We start from the raw sequence: 13,364 nt of genomic DNA on the forward strand, positions 1-13,364 counted from the left end.
GTGGTTTTAGCGGTTGGGGAAACGCCCGGTCCCATTCCGAACCCGGAAGCTAAGCCCACCAGCGCCGATGGTACTGCATGCGGGAGCGTGTGGGAGAGTAGGACACCGCCGACACTACAACTTCACAAAATACGAAGCGTGGACCATGATCCGACCATGATGCCCCCAGGGGGTCACGGTCACCGTCATGGTCCACGCTTTTCGTGCGTTTACCACCCATGAAAAAGGGGCGCGGTAGCATGGATTGATCCAGTTGCCGTCCGTATCCCCGGGCGCGCGCTGTCCGTACACCGTTTCAAATCCGATGATCCCGGAAGGGCATGTGTCATGGCTGAACACAATTCCAACGACAACCGTCACTCTGGCCGGGGTCGGGGCGACAACCGCCCGTCCTCCGGCCGCCCGCAGAATTCCCGTGGATCCCGCGGGGCGCGCTCCGATTCAGGTGACCGCCCGAAAGCCAGCTACGATCCCAGGACCGGTGGCTTCAGTACCGACGACGATCGGCCGAAGCGTGACGGTTACCGTGGAGGCCGGTCTAACGACGACGATCGCAGACAGGGCGATCGACGCCGCACCGGGGGCACCGGCAGCCGGGGTTACGGCGAACGGGACTCCGGGGAGCGCCGTGGGGGACGCCCCGGCGAGGGTGAAGCCCGTCGCCCGATTCGGGGCGGCGACCGTCGTCCCGGGAGTGGTCAACGCGACGATGATCACCGCAACGGTGGACGGAACAACAACGGTGGGCGTGGCCACGCACAGCGGGCCGGGGCCGGACGTCGCGACGACGGTTTCCGGGCTGGCCCGCAGCGCTCGGGTTTCCGCGAGGAACGCATCAAGGCACGCATGTCGGAGCCAGAGCTGCCGGACGACGTCACCGCACAGGAGCTGGATCCGTCCGTCCGGCAGGACCTCCGTTCGCTTTCCAAGGACAACGCCGAGGCTGTCGGCAGGCACATGGTCATGTCGGCGATGCTGATGGCTGATGACCCTGACCTCGCCCTGCGCCATGCTCGGGCCGCGAAGGATCGTGCGGGCCGCGTGGCCGTGGTCCGCGAGACCTGTGGAATCGCGGCGTACCACGCGGGCCAGTGGAAGGAAGCCCTGTCGGAGCTGCGCGCCGCCCGACGGATGAGCGGAGGCCCGGGACTGCTCGCGGTGATGGCCGACTGCGAGCGGGGCCTCGGCAGACCGGAACGCGCCATCGAGATGTCCCGGAATGAAGACATCGACGCTCTCGACCCGGACTCGAGGACCGAGTTCGCCATCGTCCTCGCCGGTGCCCGGAAGGACATGGGCGACGTCGATGCCGCCGTGATCGAACTCCAGCGTGAGGACCTGAACCCCGGCCGTACCGGTGCTGCGGCGGCCCGGTTGTTCTATGCCTATGCCGATGCGCTCGCGGCCGCCGGACGCACCGAAGAGGCCCGGGAGTGGTTCGCGAACGCCAAAAAAGCCGACACCGACGAGATGCTCGATACCGACGAACGGCTCGCTGAACTCGGCTGACCGCGGCGCTGCGCCGTTGCACGTGACGTGTCCCGCCGTTTGGTGGGGCACACGATACCGGGGCCGGGGGACTCGGTAGACTGATGCACCATGACTGTGGCCTCAGATTACGATGCACTGCTCCTCGACCTCGACGGCACGATCTACCAGGGTGGGGCCGCGATACCGGGCGCTGTTCCCGCTGTCTGCGGTTCGGGTCTTCCCGCCATGTACGTCACCAACAACGCATCCCGTGCCCCCCTTGAGGTCGCGGAACAGCTCACCGGGCTCGGACTGGAGACCCGCCCCGAGGGCATCATGACCTCCGCGCTCGCCGCGGTCGAGCTCGCCGTTGACCGGATCCCGGCCGGATCGACCGTCCTCGTCCTCGGCACCGACTCGTTCCGGTCGCTCGCCGCCGACGCAGGGTTCACCATCACGGACACCGCCGACGACGACCCGGCCGCCGTCCTCCACGGGCACAATCCGGATACCGGTTGGCGGCAGCTTTCCGAGGCGGCGCTCGCCATCCGGAAGGGTGCTCTCTACCTCGCGAGCAACCTGGACACCACGTTGCCCAAAGAGCGCGGTATGCACGTCGGCAACGGATCGATGGTCGCTGCGGTGGTCTCCGCGACCGGTGTCTCCCCGATCTCAGCGGGAAAGCCGGAACCGGCGATGTTCCATTCCGCCGCCCAGGCGCTCGGCTGCGAATCCCCGCTCGCGGTCGGCGACCGACTGGACACCGACATCGCCGGTGGGGTGGCCGCCGGAATGGACACCCTCTGCGTCCTCACCGGTGTCAGTGGACACCACGATGTCCTGCGGGCCCCCGAGTCGCACCGCCCGACACTGATTTCCGACACCCTCGACATCTTCGCCGAATCCACCGAGTCGCTTCGTCCCGGGGCCCAGGGGGACTTCACGGCGACGATCGACGGTGACGTTCTCCGAATCAGCGGCGGAACCCCCGATTCCACCGCGATACAGGCGCTCCGCACAGCCGCCGCCGTTGTGTGGTCCACGGAAGCCACGGTCAGCGAGGTCACCGGCGACAGCGCCGATGCCCGCCGTGTACTGGAGGAGTGGTGGTGAGCGTGCCCGGACAACCGAAACCCGGACCGCGACCCGGTCGTCCGACCCCCGGCGATCCCGCGGATCCGCGAACCACCCCGGAGCAACTCGAGACGAGTCTTCGCGGCGTTCTGGGGGAGGAAACCGCCACGCTGACTGAGGAAGCCGATCAGCTCGCCCGGGCCCACCAGATTCTGCACGATGCGCTGCAGTGACCGCTGCGGTACCCGCCGCCCGGTCGCGTTCGGATCACCACCCGCCATGTACGTCACCGAATACCGAGGAGCCCCCTGATGGTCGCCCGCCGGCGTCTCGACGCCGAACTCGTCCGCCGCAAGATCGCACGGTCCCGCGAGCACGCGGTGGAGATGATCCGCGGCAAGAGGGTGGAGGTGGGGGGAATACTCGCGGTCAAGCCGGCCACCGTGGTGAACCCGGATGTCTCCATCCGCGTCTCCGAAGCCGAGGAGGACACCTACGCTTCACGGGGAGCGCACAAGTTGCTCGGGGTACTCGATGCGTTCGCCGGGGATGGGCTCTCCCTGTTCGGGCGGCGAGTCCTCGACGCGGGCGCGTCGACCGGGGGCTTCACGGATGTCTGTCTGCGGCGCGGTGCCTCGGAGGTGGTCGCCGTCGATGTGGGTTACGGGCAACTGATCTGGCGGCTTCAGAATGATCCCAGGGTGCGGGTCCTCGACAGGACCAACATCCGTGGGATCACGCCAGAGATGCTCGGCGGGCGTTGCGACGCCATGGTCGGGGATCTGTCGTTCATCTCCCTCCGGCTCGTCCTTCCGGCGATCCGTGACTGCATGGTCCCCGGTGCGGATCTCCTCCCCATGGTGAAACCGCAGTTCGAGGTGGGAAAGGAACGGCTCGGCTCAGGTGGGGTGGTCCGCAGCGCGGAACTCAGGGCAGAAGTCACCTGCGACATCGCGTTCTTCGCCAGGGAGCTCGGGATGACCGTGCGGGGAGTGGTCGCATCCCCACTTCCCGGGCCGTCCGGCAACGTAGAGTACTTCCTGTGGCTAGTCAACGGGCCGGCGGATGACGGAGCCGGACATGCGGAGCACCGGGACGACGACATCCGGAAGATGGTCGAACGAGCAGTGGAGGAAGGGCCGAAATGACCGACCGCGAGGTACTACTTGTCCCGCACGTGGGACGCAGAGCCAACCTGGAGGCCACCGCCGACGCCGCCGAGCTGCTCGATGCCGCCGGGATCCGGGTGCGGGTTCTCACCCCCAGTGACCCCACCGTCCTGGTCGAGCACCCTGTACTCGGGCGTTTCCCGCGCTTCGCCCACTGCGCGGAGGCCGCGGACGGGGTTGAGCTCGTCCTCGTGCTGGGCGGAGACGGTACGTTCCTGCGTGCCGCCGACATCGCGCACATGAACGATCTGCCGGTGTTGGGCATCAACCTCGGACACGTCGGTTTCCTCGCCGAATGGGAGTCGGACTCCCTTGAACTGGCGATCGCCCGCGTCATCGAGCAGGACTACCGGATCGAGGACCGGATGACCCTCGACGTCACGGTGCTGGGGCCCGATCAGGAGAGTGTGGGCACGGCCTGGGCGTTGAATGAGGTCAGCGTGGAGAATCTCAACCGCTCCGGGGTCCTGGACGCGACGCTGGAGGTGGATGGCCGCCCGGTATCCACCTTCGGGTGCGACGGCATGCTCATCTCAACTCCCACCGGATCAACCGCGTACGCGTTCTCCGCCGGAGGACCCGTGCTCTGGCCCGAGCTCGACGCCATTCTGGTCGTCCCCAACAACGCCCATGCGCTGTTCGCGAAACCCCTTGTCGTCAGCCCCTCATCAATCGTCGCGGTCGAGTCGAACTCCGACACCTCCGCAGCGGTCGCGATCATGGACGGCTTCCGTGAACTCCCCATGCCGCCCGGGTCCCGGATAGAGGTGGAGCGAGGTCGCCGGCCGGTGCGCTGGGTCCGCCTGGACGAGTCGACATTCACCGATCGCCTCGTCACCAAGTTCCGTCTCCCGGTGGAGGGATGGCGGGGCCCCGACCCCGCGAAGCGACACGGCGCCGCCGGAACCTGACGCGTCCACAGTGGCCCACGGTTCTAGCACGCCTGTTCTAACGGTTGCTGTATCGTGGTGGCATGCTTGCAGAGATCACGATCGAGAATCTCGGTGTCATCCCCGTCGCCACCACCGAACTCGAGGCCGGGCTCACCGTGCTCACCGGTGAAACCGGTGCCGGAAAGACCATGGTGGTCTCCGGCCTCCGGTTGCTGTGCGGGGGGCGGGCCGATGCCTCACGGGTCCGCACGGGTGCCACCCAGGCCGTGGTCGAGGGCAGGTTTCTCGTGGACCGGCTGCCCGCGGAGACCGCCGCCGCGGTGACCGACCTCGTTGACGCGGCTGGCGGAACAGCCGACGAGAACGGAGAATTCATAGCGTCGCGCACGGTCAACGCGACGGGACGCAGTCGCGCACATCTCGGTGGCCGTTCGGTCCCCGCCGCTACTCTCGCGGACTTCACCGCGGACCTGCTCACGATCCACGGTCAGAATGACCAGCTGCGGTTGCTGTCCCCGGAACGCCAGCTGGCCGCACTCGACCGCTTCGATCCGGATATCGCGCCGCTGCTCGTGGCCTACCGGGGGGCGTGGCGTTCCTGGCGCGACAAGGCCAGAGATCTCAGGGAGCGAACGACCCGACGCCGCGAGCTCGCCCAGGAGGTGGATCGCCTGCAGTTCGCGATCGGCGAGATCGACGATGTGGATCCCGTGCCCGGGGAGGACACCGACCTCAAGGAGCAGATCCGCCGGCTCCAGGACGTCGATGGACTGCGGGAACAGGCGACCGCGGCCGTCGTCGCCGTCGACGGGCCCGAGGCGCTCGGTGGTTTCGATGGTGCAGCCGACACCTCGGGTGCCTCTGATCTCCTCGGTGCGGCCCAGTCGGCGTTGGCGGGGTCGGATGATCCCGTTCTCGCCGCGGTCTCAGCGCGACTGGGGGAGATGACATCGAAGCTGGGGGAGATCTCCGCGGAACTCGGCGGGTTCCTCTCAGGTCTCCCCGCCGACCCCGACGCCCTCGAGCAGATGCTTCAGCGCCAACAGCAGCTCAAGCAGCTGACCAGGAAATACGCCGCGGACATCGACGGGGTTCTCGCGTGGCGGGACAAGGCCCGACGTAAGCTCGCCGCCATCGACGTCTCCGGTGAAGCGGTGGAGAAGCTCCAGGCCGAAACCGCGGCGGCGGAGCGTGCGATGCGCGGAGCCGCGGACAAGCTCACGGAGGCCCGAACCGCCGCCGCTGACCGTCTCGGTCGTGAGGTGACCGCGGAGCTCCACGGACTCGCGATGGCGAAGTCTCGGTTCGAGGTCGCTCTCCGGCAGGTGGCCCCGGGAGCTGATGGCGCGGACGACGTCGAGTTCCTCCTCGCGGCCACCCCCGATGCGGACGCACGGGCCCTGGCGACCACGGCCTCCGGCGGCGAGCTGTCCCGCGTCATGCTCGCGCTCGAGGTCATCCTCGCCGCTGGAACGAGTGGGGCGACCCTCGTGTTCGACGAGGTCGACGCCGGGGTCGGGGGGCGGGCCGCGGTCGAGATCGGACGTCGGCTCGCACGATTGGCCGTGGACAACCAGGTCATCGTGGTCACCCACCTTCCGCAGGTCGCCGCTTTCGCGGACACCCACCTCCACGTCGCCAAGCAGGTCGGTGATTCCTCGGTGACCTCGGGGGTGGTGGTACTGGACGACGACCGCCGGGTCGAGGAGATCTCCCGGATGCTCGCCGGGCTCGACGACACCGCGACCGGACGGGCGCACGCCAGGGAACTACTCGACACCGCCGCGAAGGTCCGCGCCGGATTCCGCTGACGGAGAGATGAACCGGACGGACATCCTGCACCTTTGTTCCGCGAGTCTCCACCACGCGGGGCCCGCCCGGTTGCACAATAGCGGCATGAGTCTGTTCTCCCGCACCGTAGATCTCCCCGGCCTGCGCGGCACTCTCCGCGAGTGCACCCGCCGAGGAAAAGGTCTGAAACGTCTTTCCTCCGGTGACATCGCGGTGATCGATGCGCCGGACATCAACCGGGCGTTCGCTCAACGACTTATCGACGCCCGCCCCGCCGCTGTCGTCAACGTCGCCGGGTTCACCACCGGTGCGGTCCCGAACTTCGGTCCGCAGATGATGCTCGACGCCGGTATCACCCTCGTGGACAGTGTGGGGGCGGAGGTGTGGCGGCACCTCAAGGACGGTCGCAAGGGCGTGCTCACCGAGGACGGCGAGCTCTACCAGGGGGAGACCCTGATCTGTGCGGGACGGGTACTCGATCCCGGGGCCGCGGAGATCGCATTCACCGAGGCGCAGGGGTCACTCGTTGACCACATGGAGGCGTTCTTCGGGAACACGATCCAGTTCATCCACTCGGAGGCACCGTTGCTCATCGACGGGTTGGGGGTCCCGGAGACGGGTGTCGAGATCGCGAACCGGAAAGTTCTGGTCCTCTCGCCCGGTCCCGATCACCGGGAACAGCTGAAGCGTCTGCACAACTTCATCCGTGAGTACGACCCGGTTCTCATCGGCGTCGATTCCGCCGCGGATGCCCTCGTGGACGCCAAATACACGCCAGATCTGGTCGTCGGTGACCCGTCCGGCATCGGTTCGGAGGCGTTGCGCAGCGGTGCCCGGGTCGTGCTCCCCGCAGACCCCGACGGGCACGCCGTCGGACTCGAACGGATCCAGGACCTCGGTATCGGCGCCATGACGTTCCCCGCGGCGAGCAAGTCCGCCACGGATCTCGCGCTGCTCCTGGCCGACTACCACGGTGCCTCCCTCATCGTGAACGCCGGTGCACCCCTGGATCTCCACACGATCTTCGTCGGCGGTCCCGAGGCCACCCCCTCTGCGTTGCTCACGAGGTCCAAGCTCGGCGCCCGGTTGATTGACGGTGAAACGGTGGCGGAGCTCTACAACGTCGGCGGGCCGGTCAACCTCGCGTGGCTGTGGACCCTCCTCGGCTTCCTCGTCGCCGTCGCCGTGATTCTCGTCATCGCCGGCACATCCGGGGACGGCGGCTTCGCCGAGAACCTCATCGACACCTGGAACAACCTCGCGCTCACCGCTCAGGGTTGGTTCCGCTGACCGCTTCTCCGCAGCCAACCCCTCACCACACCTGATCAGGAGTCTTACCCATGGCCCATACTTCGCAGCGTCGATTCGGACCGCTGGCGGGCATCTTCTTCGGTATCGCGGGCGGCGTCGCCCTGGGTGCCTGTGTGCTGGCCCCCATCCTTCCTGAGGGGGATTCGGGAACGGAGACGATCACGCCCGCACAACTCAAGGAGGCCCGCCTCGACGCGGAGATCGGAGCCGCACAGGCGGATACCGCGGATGCCGTCGTCGCGAGCGTCGCGGAGGAGACCGTGTCCGGTACCCTCATCGACCAGTCCGTTCTGCTCGTGACAACCCCCGGCGCGGATCAGGAGGACGTCGACAACATCGCCTGGCTCCTCGGGAAAGCGGGGGCGGTCGACGCCGGTACCGTCACGTTGACCGACAAGTTCCTGAATCAGGAGGGCGCCGACGGGCTGAAGACGATCGTCACCTCGACCCTTCCGGCCGGTGCGCAGCTCTCCCTCGACCGGCTCGATCCCGGCACCCACTCCGGTGAAGCCCTCGGCGCCGCACTATTCAAGGATGTCGCGACCGGAGAACCACAGGCGGAAGTGGGGGAACGGGATCTCCTGCTCAATGCACTCTCCGAGGCCGGCTTCATCACCTTCGAACAGGGCACCCTTCAGCCTGCGGACATCATCGTGATCATCACCGGTGACGACGACGGCTCCGGTGACCGGTTCGCGGCCAAGAACCTCGCCACCTTCGCGACGGCGCTGGACACACGGGGCCGGGGAGTCGTTCTCGCGGGCCGCGTACACACCGCCGCGGACACAGGCGCCATCGGTGTGCTGCGGGCCGATCCGGACGCAAACTCGCACGTCTCCACCGTGGATTCCATCGACCGGGCCTACGGACGTATGGCAACCGTCCTCGCGGCACGCTACGAACGCGAGGGCGATTCGGGGTCCTACGGTTCGGCAGCCTCCGTGGAAGCCGCCGCACCCGCCAGACGTACCGGTCCGATCCGGGAACCGGAGGCCCCGGCAGTCGGTGACACGGAACCGGAGGCCCCGGCCGAGGAACAACCCGCCGCTGAGCAACCCGCTCCGGCTCCCGCCACCGAGTAGTTCCTCCCCGGGCGCCCACCGGGGCTGTGTTAGACTGAAGACCCGTGGGTAACGTTGCCGTTAACCTTCAGCACCACCTGCGGTTTCCTCGTTTTCCGGGCCCGCTCCACGTCCGTGGGGCAGGCGGATCGACCGGTTGACGTCGATGCTTCGGGTGGGGCAGTCCGCACACTTCGATCCCGACCGGCAGTGAGCCCGGGATCGACCTAGAACCCCGGGAGTCCCCTTTTGTCGCATACGCGTGGCATTGATACCAAGTACATCTTCGTCACCGGCGGTGTCGCGTCTTCGCTGGGTAAGGGCCTCACGGCCTCCAGCCTCGGGCAGCTGCTCACCGCGCGGGGTCTGAAGGTGACCATGCAGAAGCTGGATCCGTACCTCAACGTCGATCCGGGCACCATGAATCCCTTCGAGCACGGCGAGGTCTTCGTCACCGATGACGGCGCCGAGACCGACCTCGATCTCGGTCACTACGAACGTTTCCTCGACCGGAACCTCAGTTCGAACGCGAACGTCACCACCGGACAGGTGTACTCCACGGTCATCGCCCGCGAGCGGCGCGGAGAGTTCCTCGGCCACACGGTCCAGGTCATCCCCCACATCACCGATGAGATCAAGCGTCGCGTCCTCGAAATGGGGGAGCCCGACGCGGACGGCGTCCGCCCCGACATCGTCATCACCGAGATCGGCGGGACCGTGGGAGACATCGAGTCGCAGCCGTTCCTCGAGGCCGCCCGACAGGCCCGTCACGACGTCGGACGGGAGAACATCTTCTTCATCCACGTCTCCCTCGTCCCCTACCTCGCACCGTCCGGTGAGCTGAAGACCAAACCGACCCAGCACTCGGTCGCCGCGCTCCGCTCCATCGGTATCGTCCCCGACGCGCTGGTGCTCCGCTGCGACCGTGAGGTCCCCGACGCACTGAAATCCAAGATCGCGCTGATGTGCGACGTGGACGAGGAGGGTGTCATCTCCTGTGCCGACGCACCCTCCATCTACAACATCCCGAAGGTACTGCACCGCGAGCACCTCGATTCCTTCCTGATCCGTCGCCTCGGTCTTCCCTTCCGCGACGTTGACTGGACGGTGTGGGGTGGCCTGCTGGAGCGGGTCCACAACCCCGCCGGCGAGGTCACCATCGCCCTGGTCGGCAAGTACATCGATCTGCCCGACGCCTACCTTTCCGTCACCGAGGCGATCCGGGCCGGTGGATTCGGGAACAACGTCCGGACCGTGATCCGTTGGGTCCCCAGCGACGACTGTGCGACGACCGAGGGTGCCGCGAAGGCGCTCGACGGTGCCGACGGCGTCGTGGTGCCCGGTGGTTTCGGAATCCGCGGCATCGAGGGGAAGATCGGTGCGGTGCGTTACTGCCGCGAGAACGGTATCCCGCTCCTCGGGCTGTGCCTCGGCCTGCAGTGCACCGTCATCGAGGCGGCCCGGGCCGCCGGAATCGAGGACGCGTCCTCCGCGGAGTTCGATCCGGAGACCCCCGCCCCCGTGATCGCGACCATGGCGGATCAGCATGACGCCGTCTCGGGCAAGGCCGATCTGGGCGGGACCATGCGTCTCGGGGCCTACCCGGCGATTCTCGAGGAGGGTTCGGTCGTCGCGGAGACCTACGGCACGACCGAGGTCTCCGAACGCCACCGGCACCGCTACGAGGTGAACAACGCCTACCGGGACCGGATCGCCGAGGGCTCGGGACTCGTGTTCTCCGGAACTTCCCCCGACGGCAAGTTGGTCGAGTTCGTAGAGTACCCGCGGGACGTGCACCCCTTCCTCGTGGCGACGCAGGCGCACCCGGAGTACAAGTCCCGCCCGACCCGCCCGCACCCGCTGTTCGCCGCGCTCGTCGCCGCAGCGGTCGAACGCCGTACCAGTCGATAGGAGAGCGCTCCCGTGACCGCACCCGGTTCGCACGAGTTCACCGTCACCGAGTCGGAGCTGCTCCTCGACGCCCCGATCATCGCGGTCCGCCGTGATCGGGTGACCATGCCGGGTGGAAGCGTCTCCGCCCGGGAGATCGTCGAGCACTTCGGCGCGGTCGCCGTACTCGCCTTCGACGGGGAGCGGATCGCGCTGGTGCACCAGTACCGGCACTGTGTCCGGGACCGGCTCTGGGAACTACCGGCGGGACTTCTCGACCTTGCCGACGAGGATCCGCTGGAGTGTGCCGCGCGTGAGCTGGCCGAGGAGGCCGGTCTAAGGGCCGGACGATGGGATCTCCTGATCGATGTGGTGAGCTCCCCGGGGTTCTGTGAGGAGGCCGTGCGGGTGTACCTCGCCCGAGACCTCTCCGCGGTCGAGCGCCCGGAGCTCGCCGACGATGAGGAATCGGACATGGTCCTCGCCTGGTTCGATCCCGAGGCGGTCCACCGAATGGTGGTGTCGGGGGAGATCGTCAACTCGATCGCCGTCGCCGGCATCATGGTGGGACTCGACGTCCTCGCGGGGCGTAGCACGCCCAGGAGCATCGACGAGCCGTTCCGGCTCCGACCGACGTCACTGCCACGACGTCGAGGTGCAGGCCACGCACCGGGTACGGATCTCAAGCGGCTGTGACGGATCCCCGGGATCTGGCACGTGACTGGCTCGACCACCTCGTGGTCGAGCGGGGCGTGTCGTCCAACACCGAATCGAACTACCGCCGCGATCTGCTGCGCTATCTCGATTGGCTCGATGAGGCTGGGCTGGAGGATCTGAGAGAGGTCCGCGAAACGGATATCGAGCGCTATCTCGTCCACCTGCGCACCGGGGACCCGGACACCGGCCGGAGGGCGTTGGCCGCATCTTCCGCGGCACGGGCTCTGGTGGTCGCGCGGGGCCTGCACAGATTCGGCGTGGCCGAGGGGAAACTCGAGCTCGACGTATCCGGACAGGTGCAGCCTCCGTCCGTCGGCGAACGGCTGCCCGAGGCGTTGACCGTGGACCAGGTGAGCTCTCTGCTGAACGCGGTGCCCACCGGTGAACACGCGACGGCCGCCGATCTCCGGGACAGGGCGCTACTGGAGCTGCTCTACGGTACAGGGGCCCGCATCTCGGAGATCACGGCACTCCGGGTCGATGATGCACCGCGCTCGACCACGGACGGCTCCGTGACGATGCTGGTGCTCACCGGTAAAGGTGACATCCAGCGGATGGTTCCGGTGGGTGCGCCGGCGATCCGGGCGGTCGAGGACTGGCTGGTCCGCGGCAGGCCCGCGATGTCCCGGGGGAAGACCCACGCGCTTCTGCTCAATCGCCGGGGCGGGCCGCTCAGCAGACAGAGTGCCTGGCGGATCATTCGGGACACCGCCGAGCGCGCCGGCATCGAGGCCGGAATCTCCCCGCACACACTCCGGCACTCCTACGCCACGCATCTGCTCCAGGGGGGCGCGAACATCCGTGTCGTCCAGGAGCTGCTGGGGCACGCCTCAGTGACCACCACCCAGATCTACACCCACGTGACACCGGAGAACCTCCGTCAGGTGTGGGCCAGCGCCCACCCACGGACATGAGAACAGAGTCAAGTCCACAAGGTTGATCATTGATTGGTATTCGCTGTTCGACGGTGTCGTCGGGGTGTCAGCCGCCGACCATGTAATCTGGAACCACACCGGTGTAAGAGAAAAGTGCACCAGTGGTCGCCCACCGGAGTCTCGGCTGGAAGGTCGGCCGATGTGTGTATCTGCGAATGACAAGGAAGAGGGATTGACTGTGAGTGATTCGGCGTTGTTCGATTCACCGGGACCCGAGGTGGGTCTGACCGGGCGCCCCCTCCGCGAGCCCGCAGTACCTGCACCGTTGGACAGGCACGGTCCCGCGACGATCCTCTCGATGTGTAACCAGAAGGGCGGCGTGGGTAAAACCACGTCCACCATCAACCTCGGTGCCTGCCTCGCTGCGGAGGGACGGAAGGTCCTGTTGGTCGATCTCGACCCGCAGGGGGCCCTGTCGGCGGGCCTCGGCATTCCCCACGACGAACTCGATCTGACCGTCTACAACCTGATGGTCGACAGCTCGACCTCGGTGCTCAACGCAATCCACCGCACCAATGTTCCCGGACTGGACCTCGTCCCCGCTAACATCGATCTCTCCGCGGCCGAGATCCAACTGGTGAATGAGGTCGGGCGTGAACAGACCCTCGCCCGCGCGCTGCGGCCCGTCATGCGGGACTACGACTACATCATCATCGACTGCCAGCCCTCTCTCGGTCTCTTGACCGTCAACGCCCTGGCCTGTTCCCACGGAGTGATCATCCCGATGGAGTGCGCCTACTTCTCTCTCAGGGGGCTGGCGCTGCTCACGGACACCGTGGAGAAGGTCCGCGACCGGCTCAACTTCAACCTAGAGGTGGTCGGGATCCTGGTCACGATGTTCGACCGACGCACGAGCCACGCTCGCGAGGTCATGTCCCGGGTGGTCGAGGTGTTCGGCGACCAGGTGTTCGACACGGTGATCACCCGGACAGTGCGTTTCCCGGAGACCTCGGTTGCGGGAGAACCCATCATCACCTGGGCGCCGAACTCCCAGGGCGCGGACCAGTACCGGAACCTGGCGCGCGAGGTCATCGAGCGGACCGTCGACTGACC

12 protein-coding genes and 1 rRNA gene are annotated in these 13,364 nt (G+C 67.2%); all 13 read left to right on the forward strand.

What is annotated here, in order from left to right; genetic code table 11:
• Nucleotides 1-114: ribosomal RNA gene (gene rrf, locus JDV75_RS03280) — 5S ribosomal RNA — on the forward strand; the annotation flags it as partial.
• A 213-nt stretch (nucleotides 115-327) separates the two neighbouring features.
• Nucleotides 328-1,509, forward strand: a complete 1,182-nt coding sequence (locus tag JDV75_RS03285; protein ID WP_198737838.1) for a hypothetical protein — start codon at nucleotides 328-330, stop codon at nucleotides 1,507-1,509.
• 90 nt (nucleotides 1,510-1,599) lie between these two features.
• Entirely contained in the window at nucleotides 1,600-2,583 is a 984-nt protein-coding gene (locus tag JDV75_RS03290; RefSeq protein WP_198737839.1) for an HAD-IIA family hydrolase, read from the forward strand.
• 2 nt (nucleotides 2,584-2,585) lie between these two features.
• Nucleotides 2,586-2,777, forward strand: coding sequence for a hypothetical protein (locus tag JDV75_RS03295; protein ID WP_198737840.1), 192 nt, complete (start codon nucleotides 2,586-2,588; stop codon nucleotides 2,775-2,777).
• 78 nt (nucleotides 2,778-2,855) lie between these two features.
• The gene (locus JDV75_RS03300; protein ID WP_198737841.1) at nucleotides 2,856-3,692 is read left to right on the forward strand and encodes a TlyA family RNA methyltransferase; all 837 of its coding nucleotides are present in this window, start codon (nucleotides 2,856-2,858) and stop codon (nucleotides 3,690-3,692) included.
• The gene (locus tag JDV75_RS03305; RefSeq protein ID WP_198737842.1) at nucleotides 3,689-4,624 is read left to right on the forward strand and encodes an NAD kinase; all 936 of its coding nucleotides are present in this window, start codon (nucleotides 3,689-3,691) and stop codon (nucleotides 4,622-4,624) included. Before JDV75_RS03300 ends, JDV75_RS03305 begins: the two co-directional genes overlap by 4 nt.
• 62 nt (nucleotides 4,625-4,686) lie before the next feature.
• Nucleotides 4,687-6,417, forward strand: a complete 1,731-nt coding sequence (recN, locus tag JDV75_RS03310; protein WP_198737843.1) for a DNA repair protein RecN — start codon at nucleotides 4,687-4,689, stop codon at nucleotides 6,415-6,417.
• Nucleotides 6,418-6,502: 85 nt separating this feature from the next.
• Complete coding sequence (steA, locus tag JDV75_RS03315) at nucleotides 6,503-7,687, forward strand: putative cytokinetic ring protein SteA (protein ID WP_198737844.1); 1,185 nt, start codon at nucleotides 6,503-6,505, stop codon at nucleotides 7,685-7,687.
• A gap of 50 nt (nucleotides 7,688-7,737) precedes the next feature.
• The gene (locus JDV75_RS03320) at nucleotides 7,738-8,790 is read left to right on the forward strand and encodes a copper transporter (protein ID WP_198737845.1); all 1,053 of its coding nucleotides are present in this window, start codon (nucleotides 7,738-7,740) and stop codon (nucleotides 8,788-8,790) included.
• 228 nt (nucleotides 8,791-9,018) lie between these two features.
• A complete protein-coding gene (locus JDV75_RS03325) occupies nucleotides 9,019-10,680 on the forward strand; it encodes a CTP synthase (protein ID WP_232958154.1) in 1,662 nt (553 codons plus the stop codon).
• Between the two features lie 12 nt (nucleotides 10,681-10,692).
• A complete protein-coding gene (locus tag JDV75_RS03330) occupies nucleotides 10,693-11,355 on the forward strand; it encodes an NUDIX hydrolase (protein WP_336244283.1) in 663 nt (220 codons plus the stop codon).
• Entirely contained in the window at nucleotides 11,352-12,290 is a 939-nt protein-coding gene (locus JDV75_RS03335; protein ID WP_198737846.1) for a tyrosine recombinase, read from the forward strand. Before JDV75_RS03330 ends, JDV75_RS03335 begins: the two co-directional genes overlap by 4 nt.
• A 199-nt stretch (nucleotides 12,291-12,489) precedes the next feature.
• Nucleotides 12,490-13,362 carry an AAA family ATPase gene (locus tag JDV75_RS03340; protein ID WP_198738425.1) on the forward strand — a complete coding sequence of 291 codons (873 nt, stop codon included), beginning with the start codon at nucleotides 12,490-12,492 and terminating at the stop codon, nucleotides 13,360-13,362.
• Nucleotides 13,363-13,364: the final 2 nt, after the last annotated feature.

The organism is Corynebacterium meridianum (genome assembly GCF_016342265.1).
Lineage (GTDB): Bacteria > Actinomycetota > Actinomycetes > Mycobacteriales > Mycobacteriaceae > Corynebacterium > Corynebacterium meridianum.

Excerpts from the sequence above, each read along its gene's own strand:
- JDV75_RS03285 (WP_198737838.1), top strand. The coding sequence starts at position 328 with ATGGCTGAACACAATTCCAACGACAACCGTCACTCTGGCCGGGGTCGG.
- JDV75_RS03290 (WP_198737839.1), top strand. The coding sequence starts at position 1,600 with ATGACTGTGGCCTCAGATTACGATGCACTGCTCCTCGACCTCGACGGC.
- JDV75_RS03300 (WP_198737841.1), top strand. The coding sequence starts at position 2,856 with ATGGTCGCCCGCCGGCGTCTCGACGCCGAACTCGTCCGCCGCAAGATC.
- JDV75_RS03305 (WP_198737842.1), top strand. The coding sequence starts at position 3,689 with ATGACCGACCGCGAGGTACTACTTGTCCCGCACGTGGGACGCAGAGCC.
- recN (WP_198737843.1), top strand. The coding sequence starts at position 4,687 with ATGCTTGCAGAGATCACGATCGAGAATCTCGGTGTCATCCCCGTCGCC.
- steA (WP_198737844.1), top strand. The coding sequence starts at position 6,503 with ATGAGTCTGTTCTCCCGCACCGTAGATCTCCCCGGCCTGCGCGGCACT.
- JDV75_RS03320 (WP_198737845.1), top strand. The coding sequence starts at position 7,738 with ATGGCCCATACTTCGCAGCGTCGATTCGGACCGCTGGCGGGCATCTTC.